The sequence below is a fragment of the Nocardioides hankookensis genome, assembly GCF_042658885.1.
GTDB classification, from domain to species: Bacteria; Actinomycetota; Actinomycetes; order Propionibacteriales; family Nocardioidaceae; genus Nocardioides; species Nocardioides hankookensis.
Genome location: NZ_JBHSRJ010000003.1, coordinates 157,699 through 183,197 on the forward strand (window position 1 = coordinate 157,699; position 25,499 = coordinate 183,197).

28 protein-coding genes and 1 tRNA gene are annotated in these 25,499 nt (G+C 72.4%); 17 read left to right on the top strand and 12 right to left on the bottom strand.

Annotated elements, in window-relative coordinates; genetic code table 11:
* The first annotated feature begins 23 nt into the window (after positions 1-23).
* Positions 24-1,196 (top strand): lanthionine synthetase LanC family protein, encoded by a 1,173-nt coding sequence (locus ACFPYL_RS05935; protein ID WP_379151615.1) that lies wholly within the window; start codon positions 24-26, stop codon positions 1,194-1,196.
* Here the strand turns inward: ACFPYL_RS05935 and dcd are convergent.
* Entirely contained in the window at positions 1,193-1,768 is a 576-nt protein-coding gene (gene dcd / locus ACFPYL_RS05940) for a dCTP deaminase (RefSeq protein WP_379151616.1), read from the bottom strand. The two genes, ACFPYL_RS05935 and dcd, sit on opposite strands and share 4 nt — an antisense overlap.
* A gap of 49 nt (positions 1,769-1,817) precedes the next feature.
* On the opposite strand from dcd, the gene ACFPYL_RS05945 reads away from it, so the two are divergent.
* The 5 genes from ACFPYL_RS05945 (at position 1,818) to ACFPYL_RS05965 (ending at position 6,049) form a co-directional block, all read left to right on the top strand.
* A complete protein-coding gene (locus ACFPYL_RS05945) occupies positions 1,818-2,579 on the top strand; it encodes an SGNH/GDSL hydrolase family protein (RefSeq protein WP_379151619.1) in 762 nt (253 codons plus the stop codon).
* A 33-nt stretch (positions 2,580-2,612) separates the two neighbouring features.
* A tRNA-Gly gene (locus tag ACFPYL_RS05950) sits at positions 2,613-2,688 on the top strand.
* Between the two features lie 223 nt (positions 2,689-2,911).
* On the top strand, positions 2,912-4,252 hold the full coding sequence (locus tag ACFPYL_RS05955; RefSeq protein WP_379151622.1) for a C39 family peptidase: 1,341 nt from the start codon (positions 2,912-2,914) through the stop codon (positions 4,250-4,252).
* Complete coding sequence (locus tag ACFPYL_RS05960) at positions 4,252-5,412, top strand: hypothetical protein (protein WP_379151625.1); 1,161 nt, start codon at positions 4,252-4,254, stop codon at positions 5,410-5,412. The genes ACFPYL_RS05955 and ACFPYL_RS05960 overlap by 1 nt, the downstream gene beginning before the upstream one ends.
* Positions 5,413-5,416: 4 nt before the next feature.
* Positions 5,417-6,049 (top strand): DUF2461 domain-containing protein, encoded by a 633-nt coding sequence (locus ACFPYL_RS05965; RefSeq protein WP_379151627.1) that lies wholly within the window; start codon positions 5,417-5,419, stop codon positions 6,047-6,049.
* An 8-nt stretch (positions 6,050-6,057) separates the two neighbouring features.
* Here ACFPYL_RS05965 and ACFPYL_RS05970 read toward each other — a convergent pair whose 3' ends face one another.
* Positions 6,058-6,549 carry an FBP domain-containing protein gene (locus tag ACFPYL_RS05970; protein ID WP_379151631.1) on the bottom strand — a complete coding sequence of 164 codons (492 nt, stop codon included), beginning with the start codon at positions 6,547-6,549 and terminating at the stop codon, positions 6,058-6,060.
* Positions 6,550-6,609: 60 nt separating this feature from the next.
* On the opposite strand from ACFPYL_RS05970, the gene ACFPYL_RS05975 reads away from it, so the two are divergent.
* On the top strand, positions 6,610-7,176 hold the full coding sequence (locus tag ACFPYL_RS05975; protein ID WP_379151634.1) for a TetR/AcrR family transcriptional regulator: 567 nt from the start codon (positions 6,610-6,612) through the stop codon (positions 7,174-7,176).
* Positions 7,177-7,190: 14 nt separating this feature from the next.
* Here the strand turns inward: ACFPYL_RS05975 and ACFPYL_RS05980 are convergent, their stop codons facing one another.
* On the bottom strand, positions 7,191-7,829 hold the full coding sequence (locus tag ACFPYL_RS05980) for a hypothetical protein (RefSeq protein ID WP_379151637.1): 639 nt from the start codon (positions 7,827-7,829) through the stop codon (positions 7,191-7,193).
* A 30-nt stretch (positions 7,830-7,859) separates the two neighbouring features.
* Positions 7,860-8,312 (bottom strand): nuclear transport factor 2 family protein, encoded by a 453-nt coding sequence (locus ACFPYL_RS05985; protein ID WP_379151640.1) that lies wholly within the window; start codon positions 8,310-8,312, stop codon positions 7,860-7,862.
* Between the two features lie 96 nt (positions 8,313-8,408).
* Between ACFPYL_RS05985 and ACFPYL_RS05990 the strand changes: the two genes are divergently transcribed.
* Positions 8,409-9,272, top strand: coding sequence for a hypothetical protein (locus ACFPYL_RS05990; protein WP_379151642.1), 864 nt, complete (start codon positions 8,409-8,411; stop codon positions 9,270-9,272).
* Positions 9,273-9,284: 12 nt separating this feature from the next.
* Here ACFPYL_RS05990 and ACFPYL_RS05995 read toward each other — a convergent pair whose 3' ends face one another.
* Together ACFPYL_RS05995 and ACFPYL_RS06000 are read right to left on the bottom strand one after the other, a co-directional pair.
* The gene (locus ACFPYL_RS05995) at positions 9,285-9,743 is read right to left on the bottom strand and encodes an RrF2 family transcriptional regulator (protein WP_379151645.1); all 459 of its coding nucleotides are present in this window, start codon (positions 9,741-9,743) and stop codon (positions 9,285-9,287) included.
* Positions 9,744-9,846: 103 nt separating this feature from the next.
* Entirely contained in the window at positions 9,847-10,752 is a 906-nt protein-coding gene (locus ACFPYL_RS06000) for a sulfite exporter TauE/SafE family protein (protein ID WP_379151648.1), read from the bottom strand.
* Positions 10,753-10,933: 181 nt separating this feature from the next.
* On the opposite strand from ACFPYL_RS06000, the gene ACFPYL_RS06005 reads away from it, so the two are divergent.
* A complete protein-coding gene (locus ACFPYL_RS06005) occupies positions 10,934-12,790 on the top strand; it encodes an acyl-CoA dehydrogenase (RefSeq protein WP_379151651.1) in 1,857 nt (618 codons plus the stop codon).
* 73 nt (positions 12,791-12,863) lie between these two features.
* Here ACFPYL_RS06005 and ACFPYL_RS06010 read toward each other — a convergent pair whose 3' ends face one another.
* A complete protein-coding gene (locus ACFPYL_RS06010; protein ID WP_379151654.1) occupies positions 12,864-13,736 on the bottom strand; it encodes a LysR family transcriptional regulator ArgP in 873 nt (290 codons plus the stop codon).
* Positions 13,737-13,805: 69 nt separating this feature from the next.
* Between ACFPYL_RS06010 and ACFPYL_RS06015 the strand changes: the two genes are divergently transcribed.
* From ACFPYL_RS06015 to ACFPYL_RS06030, 4 genes are all read left to right on the top strand, one after another.
* Positions 13,806-14,408: a LysE/ArgO family amino acid transporter gene (locus tag ACFPYL_RS06015; protein ID WP_379151657.1), complete on the top strand. Its 603-nt coding sequence runs from the start codon at positions 13,806-13,808 to the stop codon at positions 14,406-14,408.
* 74 nt (positions 14,409-14,482) lie between these two features.
* Positions 14,483-16,162, top strand: a complete 1,680-nt coding sequence (locus tag ACFPYL_RS06020) for a GAF domain-containing SpoIIE family protein phosphatase (protein WP_379151660.1) — start codon at positions 14,483-14,485, stop codon at positions 16,160-16,162.
* A 10-nt stretch (positions 16,163-16,172) separates the two neighbouring features.
* Positions 16,173-17,000, top strand: a complete 828-nt coding sequence (locus ACFPYL_RS06025; protein WP_379151664.1) for a maleylpyruvate isomerase family mycothiol-dependent enzyme — start codon at positions 16,173-16,175, stop codon at positions 16,998-17,000.
* Entirely contained in the window at positions 16,997-17,935 is a 939-nt protein-coding gene (locus tag ACFPYL_RS06030; protein ID WP_379151667.1) for an oxidoreductase, read from the top strand. The genes ACFPYL_RS06025 and ACFPYL_RS06030 overlap by 4 nt, the downstream gene beginning before the upstream one ends.
* Position 17,936: 1 nt before the next feature.
* Here the strand turns inward: ACFPYL_RS06030 and ACFPYL_RS06035 are convergent, their stop codons facing one another.
* Positions 17,937-19,346 (bottom strand): hypothetical protein, encoded by a 1,410-nt coding sequence (locus ACFPYL_RS06035; RefSeq protein WP_379151670.1) that lies wholly within the window; start codon positions 19,344-19,346, stop codon positions 17,937-17,939.
* Positions 19,347-19,410: 64 nt separating this feature from the next.
* On the opposite strand from ACFPYL_RS06035, the gene ACFPYL_RS06040 reads away from it, so the two are divergent.
* On the top strand, positions 19,411-20,232 hold the full coding sequence (locus tag ACFPYL_RS06040) for an oxidoreductase (RefSeq protein ID WP_379151673.1): 822 nt from the start codon (positions 19,411-19,413) through the stop codon (positions 20,230-20,232).
* A gap of 10 nt (positions 20,233-20,242) precedes the next feature.
* On the opposite strand, the gene ACFPYL_RS06045 is transcribed toward ACFPYL_RS06040, so the two are convergent.
* On the bottom strand, positions 20,243-20,935 hold the full coding sequence (locus ACFPYL_RS06045; protein WP_379151676.1) for a VC0807 family protein: 693 nt from the start codon (positions 20,933-20,935) through the stop codon (positions 20,243-20,245).
* A 210-nt stretch (positions 20,936-21,145) separates the two neighbouring features.
* On the opposite strand from ACFPYL_RS06045, the gene ACFPYL_RS06050 reads away from it, so the two are divergent.
* The gene (locus ACFPYL_RS06050; protein ID WP_379151679.1) at positions 21,146-21,499 is read left to right on the top strand and encodes a ClpX C4-type zinc finger protein; all 354 of its coding nucleotides are present in this window, start codon (positions 21,146-21,148) and stop codon (positions 21,497-21,499) included.
* A 21-nt stretch (positions 21,500-21,520) separates the two neighbouring features.
* On the top strand, positions 21,521-23,155 hold the full coding sequence (pgm, locus tag ACFPYL_RS06055) for a phosphoglucomutase (alpha-D-glucose-1,6-bisphosphate-dependent) (protein WP_379151682.1): 1,635 nt from the start codon (positions 21,521-21,523) through the stop codon (positions 23,153-23,155).
* On the opposite strand, the gene ACFPYL_RS06060 is transcribed toward pgm, so the two are convergent.
* On the bottom strand, positions 23,136-23,675 hold the full coding sequence (locus tag ACFPYL_RS06060; RefSeq protein WP_379151684.1) for a hypothetical protein: 540 nt from the start codon (positions 23,673-23,675) through the stop codon (positions 23,136-23,138). The genes pgm and ACFPYL_RS06060 overlap by 20 nt on opposite strands.
* A gap of 23 nt (positions 23,676-23,698) precedes the next feature.
* Between ACFPYL_RS06060 and ACFPYL_RS06065 the strand changes: the two genes are divergently transcribed.
* Positions 23,699-24,196: a pyridoxamine 5'-phosphate oxidase family protein gene (locus tag ACFPYL_RS06065; protein WP_379151687.1), complete on the top strand. Its 498-nt coding sequence runs from the start codon at positions 23,699-23,701 to the stop codon at positions 24,194-24,196.
* A 6-nt stretch (positions 24,197-24,202) separates the two neighbouring features.
* On the opposite strand, the gene ACFPYL_RS06070 is transcribed toward ACFPYL_RS06065, so the two are convergent.
* Both ACFPYL_RS06070 and ACFPYL_RS06075 read right to left on the bottom strand, forming a co-directional pair.
* The gene (locus ACFPYL_RS06070; RefSeq protein WP_379151689.1) at positions 24,203-24,601 is read right to left on the bottom strand and encodes a hypothetical protein; all 399 of its coding nucleotides are present in this window, start codon (positions 24,599-24,601) and stop codon (positions 24,203-24,205) included.
* Complete coding sequence (locus ACFPYL_RS06075; RefSeq protein ID WP_379151691.1) at positions 24,598-25,458, bottom strand: helix-turn-helix domain-containing protein; 861 nt, start codon at positions 25,456-25,458, stop codon at positions 24,598-24,600. The genes ACFPYL_RS06070 and ACFPYL_RS06075 overlap by 4 nt, the downstream gene beginning before the upstream one ends.
* Between the last annotated feature and the right edge of the window lie 41 nt (positions 25,459-25,499).

Below are 25,499 nucleotides of genomic sequence, written 5' to 3' on the forward strand. Positions count from 1 at the left end.
CCTGGCAGGGCAGAGTGGGGTCCGTGACGACCGAGGAGCTCGCCGAGGCCGCACTCGCCTGGCTCGCGGCCCAGCCGCTGTCCGACGACCCGGACCTCTACAGCGGGACCGCCGGCATCGTCGTGTCCTTCGTCGAGGCCCACACGCACACCGCCGACGACCGCTGGGCCGACCTCGCCGTTGCTGGCGCCCGGTCCCTGGCCATGCGGGTCGACGCGCTCGACCACCACTCGCTCTACTTCGGCACGACGGGGATCGCGGTCGTGCTGCGCGAGATCGGCGAGCGGTACGACGACGCGCCCCTGGTCGCCGCCGCGGACCGCGGCCGGGACGTCGTGCGCGCCGCCTTCGACGGCGAGCGCTGGGGCGAGGCCTACGACCTGATGGGCGGCAACGCCGGCATCGGCCTGGGCGCCCTCCGGCTCGGCGACCCCGAGCTGGCCCTGCTCGCGGTCGAGCCCTACCTGCACACGTCCGAGCGCACGGCGTACGGGATCACGTGGGAGAACCGCGTCGGCCTCACCGCTCGTCGCCACCACATCTCGCACGGCACCCTCGGCATCGCCTACGGGCTGGTCGCCGTCGGGGGCGCCACCGGCCGGTCCGACCTCGTCGACCTCGGTCTCGAAGCGGTCGCCGACGTCGTGGCGCGCAACGAGGAGCCCGACGGGTTCCTGGTGCCGCACTCCGACCCGGCCCAGGTGCACCCGCTGCTCGAGCGCTACAGCCTGGGCTGGTGCCACGGTCCGACCGGCGATGCCCAGGTCTTCCGGCTCCTGCACGAGGTCACCGGCCAGGCCCGGTGGCTCGAGCTCCAGGACCGCTGCTGGCACACGGTCGTCACGTCGGGCCTGCCGGAGCGCCTGCGCCCCGGCTTCTGGGACAACAACGGCCGCTGCTGCGGTACGGCGGGCGTGCTGGCGCTCGCGAGCGACCGGCAGGTCGAACGCGGCGACGACGCGAGCTTCGCGGACCGCCTGGTCGCCGACCTGACGGACCGGGCGACGATCGACGCAGCCGGCGCCCGGTGGTCGAACCGCGAGCACCGCGCGGCCGAGCCCGACCTGCCGCCCCAGCCGGGCTGGGCGATGGGCAACGCGGGCATCGTCCGCGAGCTGCTCCGCCACGACCGGATCGCCACCGGCCGCGACCCGGCGTACGCGTTCGCGTGGCCGGACCAGCCGGTCGCGACCTAGATGTGGGTGCGGTGGAAGTTCTGGAACGAACGCGACGGCGTCGGCCCGCGCTGGCCCTGGTAGCGCGACCCGTACTTCTCCGAGCCGTAGGGGTGCTCGCTCGCCGACGTCAGCCGGAAGAAGCAGAACTGGCCGATCTTCATGCCCGGGTAGAGCTTGATCGGCAGCGTCGCCACGTTGGCCAGCTCGAGGGTGACGTGTCCCGAGAAGCCCGGGTCCACGAAGCCCGCGGTCGCGTGGGTCAGCAGCCCGAGGCGCCCCAGCGAGGACTTGCCCTCGACACGCGCGGCGATGTCGTCGGGCAGCGTCACGACCTCGTACGTCGAGCCGAGCACGAACTCCCCCGGGTGCAGGATGAACGGCTCGTCACCCTCCGGCTCGACCTCGCGGGTGAGGTCGGACTGGTCCGCGGCGGGGTCGATGTGCGGGTACTTGTGGTTCTCGAAGACCCGGAAGAACCGGTCCAGGCGCACGTCGATCGACGACGGCTGGAGCATGGCCGGGTCCCAGGGGTCCATCGCGATCCGGCCGTCGTCGATCTGGGCCAGGATGTCGCGGTCTGACAGCAGCACGCTGGCACCCTACCGGTGGGCGCCGCCGAGGCACCCGGACAATGAGACCGTGAGCTTCGAGCGGTACGTCGCGATCGGCGACTCCTTCACCGAGGGCGTCGGCGATCCCGACCCCGCCCGCCCCAACGGCCTGCGCGGCTGGGCCGACCGGGTGGCCGAGGTGCTCGGCTCGGCCGGCGGCGACTTCGGCTACGCCAACCTCGCGATCCGCGGCCGCAAGCTCCCCGCCATCCTGGACGAGCAGCTCGAGCCGGCGATCGCGCTCGCCCCCGACCTCGTCACCGTCTACGCCGGCGCCAACGACATCCTGCGACCGCGCGTCGACATCGACACGATCGTGGAGAGGTACGACGTGGCGCTCGGCCGGCTCGCGGCCACCGGGGCCCGGCTCGTGGTGTTCACGGCGTTCGACCCCGGCGGCTCCGCCATCTACCGCCCGCTGCGCGGCCGGTTCGCGCTCTACAACGAGCTCGTGCGCACCAGCGCCCGCGCCCACGGGGCCACCGTTGTCGACTTCTGGACGATGCGGGAGTACCGCGACTGGCGCTACTGGGACCCGGACCGGATGCACCTCGGGCCTGCCGGCCACCAGCGGATGGCCATCGAGGTGCTGGACACCCTCGGCGTACCCCACGACCTGGCGCCGCTCCCCCTGGTCGACCGTCCGGCGGCCACCCGGGCCGAGCAGCGCCGCGAGAACCTGACCTGGGTCCGCGAGATGGCGATCCCCTGGGTGCACCGGCGGCTGACCGGCCGCTCCTCCGGTGACGGACTCGACCCGAAGCGTCCGACGCTCGCGCCCATCGACTAGTATCGCCGCGACCGAGGCGCAGGCCCCGGTCGTGCGGATGTAGCTCAGTTGGTAGAGCGCGACCTTCCCAAGGTCGATGTCGCGAGTTCGAATCTCGTCATCCGCTCCACGTCGTTGTCGAGTGACGCAAGATCGCCCTCTGGATCACCTCCAGAGGGCATTTTCATGTCTCTCGACGATTGACGGGAGGCCGCGCTCAGGCACGCCACCCTTCCGGCCGATGTGCCTGGTGGTCTGTGACTGTTGTGACTTGTGGTGCGCTTGACTATTCAAGTGACCGGGGTGACAGTGGTCGGGCCGCGTCCCCTTCCCCGTTCGGACTCGAGGTCCTGATGTCCCGCCCCCGCGCCCTCGTCGTAGCCATCGGCGTCCTGGCCGTCCTGCTCGCCCTCACCCCCTTCATCCCGCGCGGCGGCGACGAGGACGGCGCGCTGCGCCCCTCGGGCGACCGCCCCGGCAAGGCCGCGATGCTGCGGAGCGCGAACGCCGTCGGCCCGTCGCGGATCTCGCCGGCGATGCAGTCCGAGATCGACCGCGTCGTCGCCGAGGGCCGATCGATCGGGCGCACCGGCTCCAAGGCCGCCCTCGCCCGCAGTGACTCCCACCTGGTCCGCTGCGCCGACCTCGACGGCCAGCGTTACTGCCTGGGCGTCGGCTGGACCGACGACACCGAGGCCGAGGTCCGCGCCCGGGTCGCCTCCGCCGCCCGCGCCGCCGAGCGGCGTACCGGCCAGATCAGCACCGGCGACCTGGACGCGCCCGCCGTCCTGGCCCGCTCCGCCCGGATGACCCCGAAGGCCCGCGCGGCGGCCGACCGCGCCGAGCTCGAGTCGGCAGCGACCGCGGTCGCCAAGGTCTGGCTCCTCCGCCACGAGATCCAAGGCGTCCCGCTGCCCGACGACTTCCTCGCGGAGCACCCCGAGGCCCGGCGGGCGGCGCCAGCGGCCACGAAGAAGCCGACCCCCACCCCGACCCCGACGGCCACGCCCACCGCGTCCGCCAGCCCGACCACCGCCGCGGTGCCGACGGCCAACGCCGCCGCCACGGCCAGCGCCACCGCGACCCCGACCGCCGCCCCGACGGTCGTCGCCAAGACCGGCCGCGACTACCCGCGCCGCGTCGAGATCCTGAAGACCAACCAGACCTCGGAGCAGACCCGCACCTACTACTGCGGCCCGACCTCGATGCAGATGATCACCTGGGGCTGGGCCGGCAAGGCCCGCAGCCAGGACTACTGGGCGCACCGGCTCGGCACGACGACGAGCGGCACCGGCATGACCGACATGGTGCGCGTCGTCAACCGTGCGACCGGCTGGGACCGCAAGTCGTACGCCGGCAAGTACGTCACGCTCGACATCGGCGGCTGGTCCTACAAGCAGTGGATGCTGCTGATGATGCGGCACGTCGCGGACTACCACGCCCCCGTCGTGCTGCACCCGATCCTGCTCAAGCGCTACTACCCCTACCTCGACGACGACGCCTCCGGCCACTACCAAGTGGGCCGCGGCTTCGACAAGAACGGCAAGAAGCCGGCCATGCTCGGCTACTTCGAGCCGTGGAACCAGCAGCGCTTCGACCCCTCGGAGCCCTACATCGACCGCGTCCAGTGGCGCAGCGCCTACAAGAGCTACCGCGCCAACGAGGACCACTTCCTCCACAACGTCGGCGTCTGATGCGCACCTCTCGGACCCTGCCGTACGCCGCCGGCGCAGCGGCACTGGTGCTCGCCCTGACCGGGTGCGGCGCGTCCGACGGCTCCGACGACGAGCCCGACGCGGGTACGACGCCGAGCGCCAGCACCTCGGCCCCGTCGACGTCGTCCTCGTCCGCCTCACCCACCCCCACCGGGACCAGCCAGCCGGGCGGCACGGCCGACGCCCCGGCACCGGCGACGCCGCGGACGGACCTCCTCGACTGGCAGCCGGTCGACGGCTCCGTCGACGACACCGTGACCCGCGGCGACGACTGGACGCTCACGGTCGCCGACGACGGCTCGACCTGGCGACTGCAGAAGTCGGCCGGCGTCACCAGCTCCGGCACGGCGACGGCCACCCCGGGCTGGCAGGTCAGCGACACGCTGCTCGACGACGACTGGGCGGTCGTCGTCCTCCAGGACGAGCAGGAGCAGCGGCCCGGTCGCGCCACGGTCACCAACCTCGAGTCGGGCAAGGCCTACGAGCTGAACGGCCGCTCCGACGTCCCCACCACCAACGGCGGCACCTGGGCCCTCGGCGACGACCGTCTCGTGCACGCGACGTACGACCGGGGCGCCTACTGCCTCGCCGAGGTCGACCTCGCGTCACAGAAGTCGACCGTCGCCTGGTGCGCACCCAAGCGGCAGGGCTTCAACGCCGCCCACGTCACCGACGCCGGAATCTCCGTGCTGAGCTTCGACGACTCCCAGCCCTCGTGCCGCACGGTCGTCACCATCGACGGCGGCGACGCCGTCCCGTTCACCGGCCCCGCCGACTGCAAGGCCTGGGAGGGCCTGGTCACCGACGACGGTGCCGTCTGGTCGACGATCCCGCGCGAGCAGCGGATCGAGGAGGCGGAGTACGTCGCGCGCGTCGGCGACGGCTACTTCGACCTCGGCCCCGGCGTCGCCGGCAGCCTCACCGAGTGCGACGGCGCGGCGTACTTCGTGCGCGACCCGGAGGTGAAGGGCGGCCCGGCAGCCCTGATGCGGTGGACGAGCGACGACGGCCTGAGCGTCGTCTACGAGTCGCCGAAGGGCCAGGCGTTCGTCGAGGCGCCCCGCTGCGGCGGCGACACGATGACGCTGACCGCCCGCACCTCCTCCGGCGACCAGCAGGTGACCGCCGACCTAGGCTGAGCCGGTGAGCTTCACCGGTTTCCCGTCAGCGGCCCTCGACTTCTACGACGACCTCGAGGTCGACAACACCAAGTCCTACTGGGAGAAGCACAAGGCGGTGTACGCCGACGCGGTCAAGGCGCCGATGACCGCGCTGTGCGCCGAGCTCGAGCCCGAGTTCGGCGCGGCGAAGATCTTCCGGCCCTACCGCGACGTCCGGTTCGCGAAGGACAAGACGCCGTACAAGACCCACCAGGGAGCGTTCGTGCGGGTCGGCGAGTCCACCGGGTGGTACGTCGAGCTCTCGCCGCGCGGCCTGCGCACCGGCGCCGGCTTCTACGAGGCGAGCGGACCGCGACTGGCGGCCTTCCGGGAGGCGGTCGCCCACGACCGCTTCGGGCCGGAGCTCGAGAAGATCCTGAAGTCCCTGCGCAGGAAGGGCTTCGAGGTCGGCGGGGACACCCTCAAGACCAGCCCGCGCGGGTACGCCGCCGACCACCCGCGCATCGAGCTGCTGCGGCACCGGTCGCTCACGGTCGGCCACCCGCTCGGCTTCGAGCCGGTGATCCACACGCCCGACGTCCTCGACCTGGTCCGCGCCGATTGGCGGGCGATGCGGCCGCTCGTCGAGTGGTGCGCGACCCACGCGAGCATGTGAGCGGGGTCTTACTCCTCGCGCAGCACCCGCCCCACGAAGACCTCGACGTTCGCGACCAGTCGCTCGATCCGCTGCTCGGTCGTCAGCGTCTCCTGGAGCACCGGGCTCGAGGCCGAGGCCCGGCCGCGCACGTACGCCGAGCAGGCCAGGTCCGAGCACATCGGCGTGCCGACGGAGTGGCCGCGCTGGCCCGCCTTCCCGGCCCGCGGGGCCACCATCAGCGCGACGCCGCCGGAGCGCACGGTCATGCAGAGCGAGCACATGCTCGCGCGGCGCCCGACGCCGACCCCGGGAGCCCGCAGCACCAGGCCGAGCGGGCGTCCGTCGTGCTCGGCGACGAGGTAGCCGCGCGCCGGCGCCTGCGGGTCGCGCCAGCCGAGGTAGTCCAGGTCGTCCCACGCCACGTCGGCGAGGTCGCGGGGCAGGTTCAGCCGCTGCGCCTCGCCCTTCGAGCAGTTCACGAAGGCGGCGCGGATCTGGGTCTCGGTCAGCGGCTCCACGTGCACCGACGGTACGTTTCCTATAACCTTTAGGCAAATCCCTATTGATCAAGGAGTGCCGTGCCACGAGCGGGACTGACGACGGAGCGGGTCGTGCGGGCCGGCGCCGAGCTCGCCGACGAGGCCGGGCTGGACGCCGTGACCCTCTCCGCCGTGGCGCGCGGCTTCGACGTCAAGGTCGCCAGCCTCTACTCCCACGTCGCGGGCTCCGCCGACCTGCGCGAGGGGATCGCCCGGCTCGCGCTCGACGAGCTCGCCGACCTCGCGTCCGACGCGCTGGCCGGCCGGTCCGGCAGAGACGCACTGGTTGCCTTCGCGACCACCTACCGCGACTACGCGCGCGAGCACCCGGGTCGGTACGCCGCCACCCGGATCCCGCTCGCCGCGGACTCCCCCGCGGTCGAGTCGGGTCGCCGGCACGCGGCCCTCACCCGCTCGATCCTGCGCGGCTACGACCTCGACGAGACGACGTCCGTGCACGCCGTACGCCTGCTGGGCAGCGTGTTCCACGGCTTCGCCGACCTCGAGCAGAGCGGCGGCTTCGCCCACAGCCAGCCGCCGGCCGACGAGAGCTGGGGGGCGATCCTCGACGCCCTCGACGCCACCCTGCGCAGCTGGCCGGCCTGACGACCGACCGGCCCTCAGACCAGCTTGGGCAGTGTCAGCAGCACGATCGCGGAAGCGATGAACCCCGCGCCGCCGATCGCCAGCAGGCCCCACTGGGCCCGGATCGATCGCATCCGACCCGAGAGCGCGGCGAAGAAGAGGACCGTCGCGAACGCGATGGTCAGGACCGTGTAGTTGTCGCCGCGCTGGTTGTTGCGCAACGCCTCCGCGAACTTGGCGTCGGCCCGGGCATCGGCGGCCGCGGCCTTGTCCACCGGCTCCAGGCGATACTCCGGCAGGTCGAACGGCGTCGGTGCCGCATCCGGGTTCTTCAGCGGCTTGCTGTCCAGCCAGACCGGGAACGCGGCATCCAGGGGCGCGGGGAAGCGTGCCTCGAGGAAGTCGGCCAGCTGGTCGTCGCCCGACGAGTAGGCCTGGAGCCACTGCCCGAAGACACCGACCTGGATCGTCTGCATCCGGTTGGCGATCGTCTGCTGGCGGTTGGCCTCGATCCGCGCCGAGGAGGCCTGGCTGAAGGAGATCGACATGGCACCGCCCCACTTGCTCGCCTGGAAGCCCGTCCAGGCCGTGGCGATCGCGGTCACCGAGAGCAGCACGACCGCGACGAGCTCGCGCCAGTCGGTCGCCCGCCCGGGCTCCTCCTCCGTCGCCATACTCGGGAGTATGAGCCGGGCGGCCAGGCTTTAAGCCTTCGTGAACGACGCCATCGTGCGGTCCGGCTCCCAGAACGCCTTCATCGAGGCGACCCGGCCGTCGTCGTGGATGACGTAGACCATGATCAGCTCGGTGATCGTGTAGCTGCCGTCCGGGAAGGACGTCTTGATCCGGCCGATGTTGGCGCAGGTGTTGCTGCCCGGGTTGGCGAACGACTCGTAGATCTCGAACTCGAACGTGTCGATCGGTGCGATCGCCTTCTCCCAGAAGGCCGCGATGCCCTCGTGCCCGCGGTGCCCCTTGCCCTCCGGGTCGAACATCGACGGGCCGACCGGGTCCTCGAGCACGGCATCCTCGGCGTACACCGTGAGCCACTCGGCCAGGTCGCCCTTGGCGACGGCGGAGTAGGACCGCTGCGAGGCCGCGCGCGCCGGGTGGTCGTCGTTCGGCGCGGTCCAGGTGATGGCGTCGGAGGTGATCATGCGGGCATCCTAGGCGTGAACTGGAACACGTTCTAGTGTCGACGCGCGACACCCTGCGTTCACCCATCGGCCGCTGACGGCTGCCACCGTGCTGGCATGGCGAAACGCAAGGTCTACCTCCACGTCGGGCTCCCGCGCAGCGGGGCCGGCTTCCTCGCCGCCGCGCTCGCCGAGCACGCCGGCGCCCTCGCCGAGCAGGGGGTGCAGGTCCCCGCCGCCTCGGCCGACGAGATGTTCCGCGCCGCGATCGAGATCCGCCGCGACCACCGGGCCTGGGGCTACCCCCGCAAGGCGGTCGAGGGCACCTGGGCGCAGATCTGCCGTCGCGCGCAGACGGGCCAGGGCGACGTCGTCGTCAGCCAGGAGCTCCTCGCCACCTGCACCCGCCCCCAGATCGACCTGCTGCTCGACACGCTGGCCGGCCTCCAGGTCCACGTGGTCGTCACTGCCCGCGACGCCGCCGGCCCGGACCTCGCCGCGGTCGTCGAGCGCTGGTCGGCGGCGGTCAAGGAGCCGCAGCGCCTGCACGTCCTCGTCGTACCGACCGAGGGCGACGCCCGCGAGGCGGTGTGGCGCGGGCTCGGCGAGGTCGTCGGGTTCGACGCCGGCCGGCTCCCGCTGCCGGAGCCGACCCTGTCGACCGCCCTGGTCCGTTCGCTGATCCGCGCCGTCGACGGAGCGCCCGCCAGCGACGACGAGCTCCTCGAGCGGGCCGAGCGCTGGCGCAAGAGCCTCGCCGACGGCGGGTACGACGTCCGCGGCGACACCGCGTCGCTGCTGCCGTCCGACGCACCGCGACCGCTCGCGCTCGCCGACCAGCTCCAGGTGACGGCGGACCTCGTCGCCGCCCTGGTGGTCGAGGTCGGCGACCTGCGCGAGGAGAACCAGGTGCTGACCGCGCGCACCGAGAAGCTCGAGAAGAAGCGCGCCAAGCTCAAGCGGCGGCTCGGGAAGGCCTGACCGCGACCGGGCTCAGTGCGGCTGCCAGGCGTCCTCGTCGGCGGTGCGTGACGTGACGGCGTCGGGGAGCTTGCGGTCGGCGAGGTCCTGGATCGACACCCGCTCGAAGACGTCGCGCAGCGAGCGCCGGGCCGCGATCCACACGTGCTGGAGCACGTCGGCGGCCTCGTTGTAGGTGACCGCCTCGGGCCGCAGGCCGTAGACGGAGACGAGCGGGCCGTCGACCGCACGGATGACGTCGGCGACCGACACCTCGGACGCCGGGCGCCCCATCCGCCACCCGCCGGACTGCCCGCGCTGCGACATCACGACGCCCGCCCGACGCAGGTCGGCCAGGATCGCCTGGAGGAACCCGTGCGGGATCTCCTGGAGCCGGCCGAGCTCCTCCGCGCTCACCGCGCGGCCGTCCTCGCGCGAGGCCATCTCGATCAGCGCACGGAGGGCGTAGTCGGACTTGGCGGAAACTCGCATGCGTCCAGTGTGTCAGATGTGTCGACTTGTTCACTCGACCTTGGTGGCTTGTCGCACCGTCCCGTCGCTCACACGGCCCCTCGGTCGGCCCCTCGGTCGGCCCTCAGACGGCGAGGTGTGCCCGGACCCGCTCCTGCGGCGGCCCGTCGCCACCCTCCCGCTCGGCCTGCTCCAGCTTGACGGCGTACGCGACCCAGAGCACCCAGGTCGTGAACACCAGCGACGCGAGCAGGGCGATGGTGATCCCAGGGACGCCGGCGACCTCCGCCAGCGTCTTCAGGTTCGTCAGCACGATCACGCCGCCGACACAGACGCCCAGGACCCGGGGCGGCAGGAAGCGCACCAGGGTGGCCGCGATCGGGGCTGCGACGACGCCACCGACGAGCAGGGCCGCGACGTACGCCCAGCTGATGCCCTGGCTGCCGAGCGCGAGGAGGAAGCCGAGCGAGGCCCCGACGGTCACGACGAACTCGGCGGTGTCGACCGATCCGACCACCTTGCGCGGCTCGAGCCGGCCCGACGAGAGCATCGACGTGGTCCCGACCGGACCCCAGCCGCCGCCACCGATCGCGTCGACGACGCCCGCCACGAGCCCGAGCGGCGCGAGGAAGCGGACGGACGGCCGTCGCTGGAAGCGCAGGGTGCGCAGCGCGAGGAAGCGCCAGGTGACGTAGACGCCGAGGGCCAGCAGGATCGCGGCGACCAGCGGCTTCGTCAGGCTCGGCTCGAGGTTGACCAGCAGCGTCGCCCCGGCGAACGCCCCGACGAAGCCGGGGACCGCGAGGATCGAGACGGTGCGCCAGTCGACGTTGCCGAGCGCCTGATGCGAGATGCCGGAGACGAGCGAGGTCCCGATCTCGGAGAAGTGGATCGCCGCGGACGCTGCGGCGGGGCCGAGGCCGCCGGCCACGAGCAGCGTCGCCGACGTGACGCCGTAGCCCATGCCCAGCGAGCCGTCGACCAGCTGGGCGACCAGGCCGACCAGGGCCAGCACCACCAGCTTGCGCATCTCATCACCTCGACGAATTAACTCTAGTGACTTGATAGTCATTCGGATTCGCCGGGGTGTCAACCGTTCGCCTCCCGGTCCCGGGAGGTTTGAGGGGGTTGTCTTGCGGGGTTACTGACGAGTACGTACCATGGAAGTTACCGACCAGTACTCTGACGACAAGCATGGCGAAGGTGGGGCAGTGAGCCACTACAAGAGCAACCTCCGGGACATCGAGTTCAACCTGTTCGAGGTCTTCGGACGCGACCAGGTCCTCGGCACCGGCCCGTTCGCCGAGGTCGACGCGGACACCGCCCGCGAGATCCTCGCCGAGGTCGACCGACTGGCGCGCGAGGACCTCGCCGCGTCGTTCGCCGACGCCGACCGCAACCCGCCGGTCTTCGACCCGACGACCAACACGGCGCCGCTGCCGGAGTCGTTCAAGAAGAGCTACCACGCGTGGATGGACGCCGAGTACTGGCGCCTCAGCACGTTCGCCGAGCTCGGCGGCACGCCCGCCCCCTCCAGCATCAACTGGGCGATGGGCGAGCTCGTGCTCGGCGCCAACCCCGCGATCTGGATGTACGGCGCCGGCCCGATGTTCGCGGGCGTGATCCACCGCAACGGCAACGAGCGCGACCGCAAGATCGCCCAGCTCGTCGTCGACCAGGGCTGGAACACCACCATGGTGCTCACCGAGCCCGACGCCGGCTCCGACGTCGGCGCCGGCCGCACCAAGGCCACCCAGAACGACGACGGCACCTGGAACATCGAGGGCGTCAAGCGCTTCATCACCTCGGCCGAGGGCGACCTGAGCGACAACATCATCCACATGGTGCTGGCCCGCCCGGTCGGCGTCGAGGGCGCCGGCGGCCCGGGCACCAAGGGCCTGAGCCTCTTCATCGTGCCGAAGTTCCACTTCGACCTCGAGACCGGCGAGCTGGGCGAGCGCAACGGCGCCTACGTCACCAACGTCGAGCACAAGATGGGCATCAAGGTCTCCAACACCTGCGAGCTCACCTTCGGCGACCCGCAGGTCGGCGGCGGCGAGGCGGCCGTCGGCTACCTGCTCGGCGAGGTGCACAACGGCATCGCGCAGATGTTCCAGGTCATCGAGAACGCCCGGATGATGGTCGGCACCAAGGCCATCGCGACGCTGTCGACCGGCTACCTCAACGCGCTCGAGTTCGCCAAGGAGCGCGTCCAGGGCGCCGACCTCGCGCAGTCCGCCGACAAGACCGCCCCGCGCGTGACGATCACGCACCACCCCGACGTACGCCGCTCGCTGATGACGCAGAAGTCGTACGCCGAGGCGATGCGCGCGCTGGTGCTCTACACCGCCACCTGGCAGGACCAGGTGATGGTCGCCGAGCACGAGGGCGGGCGCGACGAGCTGGCGGAGAAGGTCAACGACCTGCTGCTCCCGATCGTGAAGGGCTACGGCTCGGAGCGCTCGTGGACGCTGCTCGGCACCGAGTCGCTGCAGACCTTCGGTGGCTCCGGCTTCCTGCAGGAGTACCCGATCGAGCAGTACGTCCGCGACGCCAAGATCGACACCCTTTACGAGGGCACCACGGCGATCCAGGGCCAGGACTTCTTCTTCCGCAAGATCGTCAAGGACCAGGGTGCCGCGCTCGGCCACCTGGCCAACGAGATCTCGGCGTTCATCGCGAGCGAGGCCGGCAACGGTCGCCTCAAGGTGGAGCGCGAGCTGCTCGCGACGGCCCTCGACGACGCGCAGGCGATCGTCGGCCACATGATCAACGACCTGATGTCCGCCCAGGACGAGGTCCGCAACATCTACAAGGTCGGCCTCAACACCAGCCGCCTGCTGATGGTGCTCGGTGACGTGGTCTGCTCGTGGCTGCTGCTGCGCCAGGCCGAGGTCGCGCTCGAGAAGCTCGGTGGCGACCCTGGCAAGGACAAGTCCTTCTACGAGGGCAAGATCGCGGCCGCGCAGTTCTTCGCCCAGAACGTGCTGCCGAAGATCGCCGCCGAGCGTCAGCTCGCCGAGGCGACCGACCTGTCCCTGATGGACCTGGACGAGTCCGCCTTCTAGCCGACCCGGCAACAGTTTCCAGCCGAGCCGGCGCTGGTTTTCACCTGGAGGTGCAAACCAGCGCCGGCTCGACTCATCTCAGGGCACCAGCAGCGCGGCGTACGACGTCGGTGAGGCGGTCGAGCGTCGGTGAGTCCAGGCGCCAGCGCTGCCAGAAGAGCGGGACGTCGACGTGCAGGCGGGAGCCCAGCGGGACCAGGCGGCTCCGCTCGACCAGCGGGGCGAGCTGGGGGACCGGGATCATCCCCCAGCCCAGGCCCAGGCAGACGGCCTCGAGGAAGTCGGCCGACGTCGGCACCCGGTGCACGACCGCCGGCTCGCCGACGCCGCGCGCGGCGAGCAGGTCGTGCTGGAGCGTGTCCTTCTCGTTGAAGACCACCATCGGCATCGCCGCCCAGTCGGGGCCGCGGCCGCGACGCCACCGCTCCGCGACCTCCGGCGCCGCGGCCGGCACGTAGCGCAGGCGGCCGAGCGCCTCGACGGAGCAGCCCTGGACGGGCGCGGGCTCGGACGTCACGGCAGCGAGCACGTCGCCGCTGCGGAGCAGGTCGGCCGAGAACGCCTGGTCCTCGACGTGCAGCCGCAGCGCCACGTCGGGCCAACCGGCGACGTCGGCCAGCGCCGCGCGGAACCAGGTCGCCAGGGAGTCGGCGCTCACCGCGACGGGCAGGTCGACGGTGCCGAGGTGGCCGTGCGCGAGCGCCTCGCGGACCTCGTCGTGCAGGAGCCGGGTCTGCCGGGCGAGCCGGATGAGCTCCTCCCCGGCGCGGGTCGGCGTGCAGGGCGTCGTACGCCGGACCACGACCTGGCCGACGTCCGACTCGAGCGCCCGGATCCGCTGGCTGATGGCGGACGCCGTCACGTGCAGGTGGCGGGCCGCCGCTTCGAAGGTGCCGTGGTCGGCGATCGCGACCAGGGCGTCGAGCTGGGCCGGTGCGAGTTCCATGAAGCCACGCTAATGGTGTTGCAGAAACATTCGCTGTCCTTCAGACGATCGGACACCTAGCGTTGCCCCGTGCTCGACTCCGCCGCTGCCGGCCTGCTCACCGGCCTCTCCCTGATCGTCGCGATCGGTGCGCAGAACGCCTACGTGCTGCGGCAGGGCCTGGCGCGCGAGCACGTCGGGCTGGTCGTCGCGATCTGCGCGCTCTCGGACCTGGTGCTCATCCTGGCGGGCGTCGCCGGCATCGGCCGGGTCGTCGAGCACGCACCGTGGGTCCTCGACGTCGTGCGCTGGCTCGGCGTCGCGTTCCTGACCTGGTACGGCGTCTCCTCGCTGCTCCGCGCCCGCAGGCCCGAGTCGCTGCGGGCGGACGAGCGGGTCAGCGTCAGCAGGCGGGGCGTGGCCACGCGGGCGCTGGCCCTCACCTGGCTCAACCCGCACGTCTACCTCGACACCGTGCTGCTGCTCGGCACCATCGCCAACCACGAGGGCCCGACCGGGCGTTGGTGGTTCGCTGCGGGCGCGGCGCTCGGCAGCGTCCTGTGGTTCAGCGGGCTCGGGTACGGCGCGCGCTACGCGAGCCGCTTCCTCTCCAGCCCCCGGGCCTGGCAGGTACTCGACGTCCTCATCGGCCTCACCATGCTGCTCATCGCCCTCAAGCTCGCGACCGGCTGACTCCACCCGCGCGGGTGAGGATCTGGGGATCCGTCCACGCGACCACCCGACCGCCCGATAGCGTCTGCCCCGTCATGGAGCCAGATCCGTCGTTCGACCGGTACGCGCGGCTCGTGTGCCGGTCCGTCGGGGTGCCCGTGGCACTGGTCTCGCTCGTCGAGTCCGACCGCCAGGTCTTCCCGGGGGCCTGCGGGCTGCCGCCCGAGGTGGACGCCCAGCGCGAGACGCCGCTGTCCCACTCGTTCTGCCAGTACGTCGTCGCCGACCAGCAGCCCCTGATCGTGTCCGACGCCCGCGAGGACGCCCGCCTGCGGACCAACCTCGCGATCCCCGACCTCGGCGTGGTCGCGTACGCCGGATGGCCGATCACCGACCACACCGGCGAGATCGTCGGCTCGCTCTGCGCGATCGACCAGGAGGCGCGGGACTGGACGGCCGACGAGCTGGAGCTGCTCGAGGACCTCGCCGCCGCCTGCTCGACGGAGCTGTCCGAGCGCGGGCTCCGGATCAACGGCCAGGACCTCGTGCACCGCAGCCGGGTCCTGCTCGCCCTGAGCGAGGGGCTGTCCGCCACCCGGACCATGACCGACGTCGCGGTGGCCGTCGAGCGGATCGCCGTCGACCAGCTCGGATGCCTCCACGCCGGGATCTGGCTCCGCGGCCCGGACGACGGGCCGAGCGGCGACCACGCGCGGGAGGTGCTCACGTTCGTCGCACCCCCGGCGACGAGCTGGACGTCCGCGCTGCGCAACGCTGCGCTCCCGTACGACGACACCAACCCGCTGGGTGGGGCGGCGGTGCACGGCCGCGCCGAGTACTTCGGGACCAAGGACCTCCAGAACGCGATCTATCCGCACCTCGACACCGTGAAGCAGGTCGGCGACGCGCGCACCTTCCAACCGCTGATCACCCGCGGTGCGGTGCTCGGGACGCTGGCGCTGATCTGGGACGGTCCGCACCCGATGACCGACGAGGACCGGATCACCATCGAGGCGCTCGCGTCGTACTCGGCACAGGCCGTGCAGCGGGCCGGCCTGCTGCAGGAGCGGTTGGACGCGCTGGTCACGCTCCAGAGCGCGCTGCTCCCCGCACTGCCGCCCTCGGCGGACCTCGAGCTGGCCGCTCGCTACCGGCCCGCGGCGACGCGGGACCAGGTGGGTGGCGACTGGTACGACGTGGTGGTCAGCCAGTCCGGCGCGACCAGCCTGATGGTCGGCGACGTCGTGGGGCACGACATCGCCGCCGCCGCGGTGATGGGTCAGCTGCGGACCATGCTGCGCACGATCGCCTGGTCGCTCGCCGACGGGCCCGCGGCCCAGGTCGGCCTGCTCGACCAGGCGATGCGCGACCTCGACGTCGACGCCATGGCCACCCTCGTCTACGCCCGCGTCGAGGGGCGCAGCCTGCGCTGGACGAACGCCGGTCACCCGCCACCTCTCGTCGTGTCGGCGGCGGGCGAGGCGTCCTTCCTGGACGCCGGCCGCCCCGACCTCATGGTCGGGGTGGAGCCCACGACCGAGCGGACCGACCACAGCTTCGAGCTGACGCCGGGGACGACGCTCCTCCTCTACACCGACGGCCTCGTCGAACGCCGCGACGAGTCGATCGACGAAGGCCTCGACCGGCTGGCCGCGTCGGCGCACCGGCACCACGAGCTCGACGTCGAGGAGTTCCTCGACCGCGTGCTGGGGGATCTGCTCGGCGACCGGCTGCGCGACGACGTCGCCGTGCTCGCCGTACACCTGCGCGCATAGGGTGCTGGGCATGACGGACCCCGTGAACGACGTCGAGCTGCTCCGCGCGTACGTCGATGTCTGGTGGCAGGCGATCAACGACTTCACCGACCTGCTCGAGGAGCTGCCGGCCGAGGAGTGGTCGACCCCGACCGACCTGCCGGGCTGGGACGTGAAGGCCGTCGCCTCCCACGTCGCCCACCTCGAGAGCATCCTCGCCGGCGCGCCGGAGGAGACCGCCGAGGTCGGCGAGCCCGCGCACGTCACCGGGTTCATGGGGCTCTACACCGAGATCGGGGTGGTGACCCGGCGCGACGCCAGCCCGGACGCGATCATCAACGAGATCCGGTCCGCCGCCACCGCGCGGCACACGGCGCTGCTCGCCGACCCGCCCGCGGACCCGGGCGGCAAGCCCGAGCCGATCTTCGGCGGCGTCGGCTGGGACTGGCGCACGCTGCTGCGCAACCGCCCGCTCGACGTGTGGATGCACGAGCAGGACATCCGTCGCGCCGTCGACCGCCCGGGCGGCATGGACTCCCCCGCCGCGCGGCACACGGCCGAGTACCTCGCCGAGAGCCTCGGCTTCGTCGTCGCCAAGCGCGCCGGCGCCGAGCCCGGCACGACCGTGGTGCTCGAGCTGGAGGGCAGCGACCCGTTCGCCTTCGCGGTCAACGACGCCCGTCGGGGCGAGCGGCTCGCGAGCGCGCCGTCGTCGGTCGACGTCACGCTGCGGATGGATCGCGAGGCGTTCATCCGGCTGGCCGGCGGCCGCTGCGAGCCCGAGCCGGGCACCTACGCCGTCACCGGTGACGACGACCTGGCGGGTCGCATCATCGGCGCGATGGCGACGACTCCGTGAGCCGCGCCGAGCGCTGGGACCCGACGCACGTCCCGGACCAGACGGGGCGCACGATCCTCGTCACCGGGACGACGGTCGGCGGCCTCGGCCACCACACCGCCCTGGAGCTCGCCCGCCACGGTGCCCGGGTCGTCCTGACCGGGCGGTCGCCCGAGCGGATCACCGAGACCGAGCAGGCGATCCTGGCCGAGGTCCCGGCCGCGGCCCTCGAGAAGGTCGAGCTCGACCTCGCCGACCTCTCCTCCGTACGCCGCGCCGCCGCTGCGGCCGCCGACCTCGGGCCGCTCGACGTGCTCGTCAACAACGCGGGCGTCATGGGCACGCCGTACCACCGCACGGGCGACGGCCTCGAGCTCCAGATGGCGACCAACCACTTCGGGCCGTTCCTGCTGACCGGGCTGCTGCTGCCGCAGCTCGTGGCGTCGGGCCACGGCCGGGTCGTCTCGGTCTCCTCGCAGATGCACCGGATCGCGCGGTCCGCGCCGCTGGAGGACCCGCGTGCCCAGCGCGGCCGCTACCAGCGCTGGCCGACCTACGGCCGGTCGAAGCTCGCCAACCTGCTCTTCGCCTACGAGCTGGACCGCCGGCTCCGGCGTGCGGACCTGCCGGTGCACGCGCTCGCCGCGCACCCGGGCTTCGCGTCGACGCACCTGGCGGCCAACGGGCAGTACGGCCGCTCGAGCGGCGGCATCGCCTCGATCCTCGACGGCGCGATCAAGCTGGTCTCGCCCAACACCGCCGAGCAGGGTGCCTGGCCGACGCTGATGGCGGCGACCGCCGACCTCCCCGGCGCGACGTACGTCGGTCCCGACGGCATGCTCGAGTGGGGCGGCCGGCCGCGGGTGACCACCAGCAACAAGCTCTCGAACGACGAGGACGCCCAGCGGCGGCTGTGGGAGATCAGCGAGCAGGTCACGGGCATCGACTACCCGTGACTCAGCCGACCTCGCGGTCGGCGACCTTGACGAGGCCACCGAGGACGGGGACGTACGCCGAGCGGTCGGCGCCGAGGGTGACGGCGCCGCCGTGGTTGTCGACGAGGGCGTTGAGACCGGTGCGGCGGGCCCAGGCGAGGCGGCCGGTGCGCAGGTCGAGGGCGCTGAAGTACCACGCGTCGACGCCGAGCCAGCTGTGCCGCTTGGTCCAGACGTAGACGAACCCGTCGTCGGTGGAGACCGCCGGCGCACCGCTCGGGGTGTCCATGTCGGTCGTCCACGAGACCCGGCAGCGACCGTCGACGACGTCGACCCGCGCGATGCCCCTGCTGGTCGTGCGGCCGAGGATCGCGGACAGGGCACCGCCGTAGCCGTGGGAGTTCGTCACCACGACGCCGGTGTCGGCGGCGACGAGACCGCCGTCGGTCGCGCCCTCGTCGTCGTCGAAGACCTCCGTGCGGCAGACCACTTCGCCGGTGTCGGCGCGGTGGAAGGCCACCTCGAGCCGAGGGTCCCGGTTGTCGGCGACCGCGACCAGCCCGTCGGGCAGGACGACCGGAGCGCTGCCCCGCTCACCGCCGTCGTCGTACGCCGCGGCCCAGGTGGGCGTGGGGTTCCCGGTCTCCACGTCGACGCGGTGCAGGGCGTCCGCCCCCGCGACGTACACGCCGTCGTCGGTGACGGTCAGCGACCTGTCGACCCGGTCACCGAGGTCGACGGTGCGCGCCTTGCGGCCCGCGACGAGGCCGACGACGCCCTCTCCCGACGCGAACCACACCCGGCCGGACGGGTCGACACCGAGCCCGGTCACACAGTCGTCGCTCCCGAGCTCGCCGGCGAGGTCGACCGAGGACTCGACGACCAGGTCGTCGACGCCGAGCCGGAAGATCCGCTGACCACTCGAGGCGACGACGTCGTTGCCGTCGACCACCAGCCGGCCGTCGCAGCCGGAGCCGGGCAGGTCCGCGGACCGCACCTGGCGCAGGCTGTCCGGGTCGACGACCCGCACCACCGGGTGGTCGCCGCCGCAGACCAGCACCAGACGGCCGTCATCGTCCAGCTCGATGCGTTCGCAGTCGCTGACGCCGTACGACTTCGTGGTGACGGTCGGCGACTCGCCGACCGGACCGCGCACCGCACCGGCGACGGACGGGCGGCCGACGTACTCCGGGGTGACCCAGCGCCCCGGACCGGGCGGGATCGGCACCCAGCCGTCCGGGACGACCACCGCGAGGCCGGCGAGCACCACGACCACGGCCGCCCAGACGGCGACCACGCGACGGGTCGGGCGGAGCCAGGCGCGCAGCGGCGGCCACAGCAGCGAGAGCCCCGCGGCGACGAGAACGAGCGGACCGAGGCCGAGCCAGAGGACCGCGACGCCGAGCAGGGCGAGCGTGCGACCGAACCTCATCGCCCGAGATCGTAGTGTCCGCCGGCCCCTTGGCTCCGCGCACGCGCCGGAGCAGAGTGGGGGCATGAAGCGACTCTCGGACGTGAAGCGGATCGGGTACGGCGCGATGAGGCTGACGGGCCCCGGGATCATCGGGCCGCCGGCCGACCCGGACGAGGCGAGGCGGGTGCTCCAGCGGGCGGTCGAGCTCGGTGTGGACCACATCGACACCAGCGACTACTACGGCCCGTACGTCGTCAACGACCTGATCCGCGAGGCGCTGCACCCCTACCCGCCGGAGCTGGTGCTGGTCACCAAGGTCGGCGCCCGGCGCGACGACGACGGCGCGTGGCTGCCGGCGTTCGCGCCCGACGAGATCAAGTCAGCGGTGCACGACAACCTCGGCCGGCTCGGCGTCGAGCGGCTCGGCGGGGTCAACCTGCGGTTCATGGACGGCGACGACGGCGGCTTCGAGGCGCAGTGGACGGTGCTGGCCGACCTCCGCTCGCAGGGGCTCGTCGGCGACCTCGGCCTCAGCAACTGCACGCCGGAGCAGGTGAAGGCCGCCCAGGACATCGCGCCGGTGGCGATGGTGCAGAACGCCTACAACGTCGCGCACCGCGAGGACGACGAGTTCGTCGACGCGCTGGCGGAGCAGGGCATCTACTACGTGCCGTTCTTCCCGCTCGGCGGGTTCAGCCCGCTGGCCCTGGCCGCCGTCGACGGGGTCGCGGCCAAGCACGGCGCGACGCACATGCAGGTCGCGCTCGCCTGGCTGCTTCAACGCTCGCCCAACATCCTGCTCATCCCCGGCACCAGCTCGGTGGCGCACCTCGAGGAGAACCTCGCGGCCGGACGGCTCGTGCTCGACGCCGACGACGTCGCGACGCTCGATGCGATCGGCTGAGTGCGCTCGGTCAGACGGTCGCCAGCCGCGGGTGCAGCAGGCCCTCGCGGCGCCCGACAAGGACGGCGAGGCCGATCGTCGCGGCGACGGCCGAGGCGTTGATCGAGAGCATCGAGACGCTCTTGACCAGCACGAAGGTCTCGACGGACTGCGAGAGCAGCAACCAGAGGGTGAAGCCGGCCTTGGCGAGCGCCAGGGCCGCCCACATCAGGGTGAGGTTGCGGAAGAGGCAGCGCACGCCCGGACGGCACGCGAGCTCGTCGTCCATCGGGTAGAAGTCGCCGGCCAGCCGGGCCACCATCGGACGGGCGGTCATCGCGGAGACGAGGAACGCGGTCCCGATCAGGGCGTCGGTGATGATCGGCTGGAGGAAGTAGAGGAACGTGCTGTCGGTCAGCAGCGCGACCAGGGTGCGCAGCGTCATCACGCTGGCGGTCAGGATCAGCAGGCCCGACGTACGACGACCCGTGACGGCGCGCCACGCGATCGCGCCGTACGACCAGGTCAGCGCGGCGAAGATCGCGAACCAGACGCCGTACAGCCGGAACGCCGTGTAGAAGACGGTGGCCGGGACCACGCACGCCACGACCAGGCTGGCCGCGACCCGGCGGATCACCGCGCGCAGCCGCGGGGGCGCCGGGCGGTCGGCGGGCACGGTCGGCTCGACGACGGGCGGGGCGGGCGGGGCTGCGAGGAGAGACATGGAAGACCTGACTGGCGACCGGGGCCGCCGGGAGGGAGCGTCACCTCGGCCTGCCCGGAGGCCAGCTGGTGCAAACCAGCAGGAGCCCGACACGCCGGGGTGGTGACCTGTGTCTCATCGGCACGACCGGCTGACACCTGAGCGGACCCCCCGTACTGTTCCGACGGCGGGCGGGGGCCCGCCGTCTCGGGAGTCGGCAACAGGAGCACGATGGACCTCGATCCCAGCCTGAAGTTCTGCTCGTTCTGCGGGGACGAGGGTCGTGAGGACCCACCGCTCTTCGGCGGCCTCGGCGCGTTCATCTGCGGGACCTGCGTGGCGGACTTCGCGCGCGTGCTGACCGGCGAGCGGGAGTCGAAGGCGCCCCCGTGGGAGCGGCTGACCGACGTCGAGCTGCTCGGGCACCTCTGGTCGATCCAGCAGTCGGCGTTCCAGGCGGAGGACTTCCTGGTCGAGTGGGTCGACCTCGCCCGGTCGCGGAAGCTGTCGTGGACCTCCATCGGTCAGGCGCTCGGCATCCCCCGCCGCGAGGCGCAGGAGCGGTTCAGCGAGGGTGCGCGCTAGCCCGGGGGGCATGATGGCGCCATGAGCGACCCCAGAGCGGGACAGCCCGCCCAGCCCTCGGACCTCGTCGACGTCGCGCACCTGGTGACGGCGTACTACACCGGCGTGCCGGACCCGGAGGATCCCGACCAGCAGGTCGCGTTCGGCACCAGCGGGCACCGGGGGTCGTCGCTTCGGACCGCCTTCAACGAGACCCACATCCTGGCGACCACCCAGGCGATCGTGGACTACCGGCGCGAGCAGGGGTACGACGGGCCGCTCTTCATCGGTCGCGACACCCACGGGCTCTCGGAGCCGGCGTGGGCGACCGCGCTCGAGGTGCTGGCCGCCAACGACGTCACCGTGCTGGTCGACGCCGACGACCGCTACACGCCGACGCCCGCGGTCTCGCACGCGATCATCCGGGCGAACCTCGGGAAGACCTCCGGCCTCGCGGACGGCATCGTGGTCACGCCGTCCCACAACCCGCCCTCCGACGGCGGCTTCAAGTACAACCCGCCCCACGGTGGACCCGCGGACTCCGACGCCACGTCGGTGATCGCGGCTCGCGCCAACGAGCTCATCCGCGGTGGGCTGGCCGAGGTCAAGCGGACGTCATACGAGGTGGCGCGCCGGGCAGCCACGTCGTATGACTTCCTGGGGACCTACGTCGACGACCTGCCGCACGTCGTCGACCTCGCGGCGATCAAGGAGGCGGGAGTCCGGATCGGCGCCGACCCGCTGGGCGGCGCGTCGGTCGACTACTGGGCAGCGATCGCCGAGCGGCACGGGCTCGACCTGACCGTGGTGAACCCGCTGGTCGACCCGACCTGGCGCTTCATGACGCTCGACTGGGACGGCAAGATCCGGATGGACTGCTCCTCGCCGTCGGCGATGGCGTCGCTGATCGCGCAGAAGGAGAAGTACGACATCGCGACCGGCAACGACGCGGACTCCGACCGGCACGGCATCGTCACGCCGGACGCCGGCCTGATGAACCCCAACCACTTCCTGGCGGTCGCGATCGGCTACCTCTTCGGCGGCGCCCGGCCGGGCTGGCCCGCGGGCGCGCGGATCGGCAAGACGCTCGTGTCGTCGTCGATGATCGACAAGGTCGCGGCGTCGATCGGGCGGGAGCTGATCGAGGTCCCGGTCGGCTTCAAGTGGTTCGTGCCCGGCCTCATCGACGGCTCGTTCGGGTTCGGCGGTGAGGAGTCGGCGGGGGCGTCCTTCCTGCGCACGGACGGCTCCGCCTGGACCACCGACAAGGACGGCATCATCCTCGCCCTGCTCGCCTCGGAGATCCTGGCGAGGACGGGCCAGTCGCCGTCGGCCCACTACGCCGACCTGGTCGCCGAGCACGGGGAGCCGGCGTACGCCCGGATCGACGCGGCGGCCAGCCGGGAGCAGAAGGCGGCGCTCGCCGCGCTGTCGGCCTCGGACGTCGCGGCGACGTCCCTGGCGGGCGAGGAGATCACCGCCAAGCTGACCGAGGCACCCGGCAACGGCGCCAAGATCGGCGGGCTGAAGGTGACGACCGAGTCGGCGTGGTTCGCCGCCCGGCCGTCGGGGACCGAGGACGTCTACAAGATCTACGCCGAGTCGTTCCGCGGGCCGGAGCACCTCGCCGAGGTGCAGTCCGAGGCGCGCGAGGTGGTCAACGCGGCGCTGGGCTGACGCGCTCGCGCAGCCCGGCGGCCAGGCCGGCGACGGTCGCGGCGTCGAAGAGCTCGCCGACGGTCGACGCGAGCCGGCGATGCCGCACGGTCCCGAGGCGGAGGCGGAGCTGCACGCGGGTGCCCCCGGCGTACGGCGTCAGCACGATCGCCCAGGTGAGGTCGGTGCGTCCGCGGGTGGACGTGTGCACCAGCACGTGCGGCGGCTCGAGCAGCGCGATCTCGAACGTCGCGTCGCGGCCGCCCCAGTCGTCGATCACGTGCCCGACGGCCAGGTCCTGGAGCGCGGGGTCGATCCGCCGGATCGCCCGGCTGCTGCGGGGCACGAGTCGCTCGACCGACCGGGTCAGGTACCAGCCCGCACGGTTCTTGCCGAGCTGGGCGAACCACGGCCACACGGTCTCCGGCGGAGCGGCCACCGAGAAGGCGCGGTCCATCACGACGTCCGCTGCCGGCACGAGGTCGTCGCCGGGCAGCCCGGCCGCGACCTCGGCGGGTGTGGCGGCGACCGATGAGAACACGCTCCGACCGTAGTCGGAACCTCATGACCACCGGATCGATCGACCTCCGCTTCGGCGACCCCGCCGCGACCGCGCCCGCCTGGACCGACGTCGAGCGGGTGCTGGCGCGGGCCGAGCTCTACTGGCTCACGACGGTGCGCACCGACGGGCGTCCGCACACGACCCCGCTGGTCGGGGTCTGGCACGACGGCGCCTTCGCGTTCTGCACGGGCGTCGGCGAGCAGAAGCACGCCAACCTCGAGCACGCGCCACTGGTCACCGTCACCACCGGACGCAACACCTGGCGCTCCGGCACGGACGTCGTCGTCGAGGGTGCGGCCGAACGGGTGACCGGCGCCGAGCGGCTGTGGCCGCTCGCCGACGCGTGGCTGCTGAAGTACGGCCAGGACTGGGCCTGGGAGGCCGACGACGAGGGCTTCACGAGCGGGGACGGCAGCCAGCCGCGGGTGTACGTCGTCCGCCCCGCCAAGGTGATCGCGTTCGGCAAGTCGCCGCACAGCCAGACGACGTACCGCTTCTGAAATCGCTCAGAGGTGGTCGGGCACGATCAGCGCGTCGGGGTCCTGACGGACCGGCACGTGCGCGAGCGCGACCTGCACCAGGGCGACGCGCGCCTTCACGGTCACCGCGCGGCGGAGCCGGCCGAGGTCGTCGCCGACCTTCTCCTCGACGGTGGCGGTCACCTGCTGCTCGGTGAAGGTGGGACGGGTCCCGGGCTCGACCTCGACGTCCGGGAGCGCGACGAGCACGGGCAGCACCTGGTCGCCGAGGCCGTCGAGCAGCTGGAACCGGCCGTACTGGGTGAGCCCGTCCCACGCCTCGTCGACGCTCCGCTTGCCCTTGCGCACGGACTTGTCCTGCGCGGCCAGCACGCTCTTCGCCGCTCCGGTCAGGGCCGCGGTCAGCTCGTGCTCGGTGAACCTCATGGGGAGATCATGCTGGACGGGGGTGTGGCTCCGGTGGGGTAGTCCCTGACGAGGGAGGTCAGCAGGGCGAGCTTGTCGGCCGCGTCCGTGCGCGGGACCGCGTGGTAGACGACGAGCATCTGCCCGTCGGTTCCCTCGATGGCGAGCTTCGAGAGCGCGAGCTCGATCTCGCCGACCTGGGGGTGGTCGAGCCGGATGGAGCGGCTCTGGATCGGCTTCACGTCGTGGCGCGCCCACGCCTGGCGGAACTCCTCGCTGCCCAGCGACAGCTCGCCGACCAGCTGGACGACGCGCGGGTCGTCGGCGCGGTCGCCGATCCGGTTGCGGAAGCCGGCGACCAGCCGCGGTGCCGTGGCCGCCCAGTCGGGGTGCAGCACCCGCTCGGCCGGGTCGAGGAAGACGGAGCGCAGCCGGTTCTCGCCGACACGGACATTGGGCAGCAACGCAGTGACCAGGTCGTTGGCCGCGAGGACGTCGAGGTAGCGTCCCTCGATGAACGCCGGAAGCCCGATCACGCTCAACAGCTGGGCTGTCGGCACCGGCACGGTCTCCGGGCGAGGGCGCCGGGCGCGGCGGCGGGGCTTCGGCGCGCCGAGTCGCAGCAGGTAGTCGGTGGCGGTCGCGTCCAGCTGCAGGACTCCGGCCAGCGCCTCGAGCACCTGGATCGACGGGTTGCGGTCGCGGCCCTGCTCGAGACGCAGGTAGTAGTCGGCGCTGATGCCGGCGAGCATCGCGACCTCCTCGCGACGCAGCCCCGCGACCCGACGTACGCCGTGGACCGGCAGGCCGACGCTCTCCGGCGTCACCAGCTCGCGGCGGGCCCGGAGGTAGTCGCCCAGGCGGTTGTCGTCGGTCACCCGCTCCACGGTAGCCGCGACCGCCGTACCGTCCCTGGCCC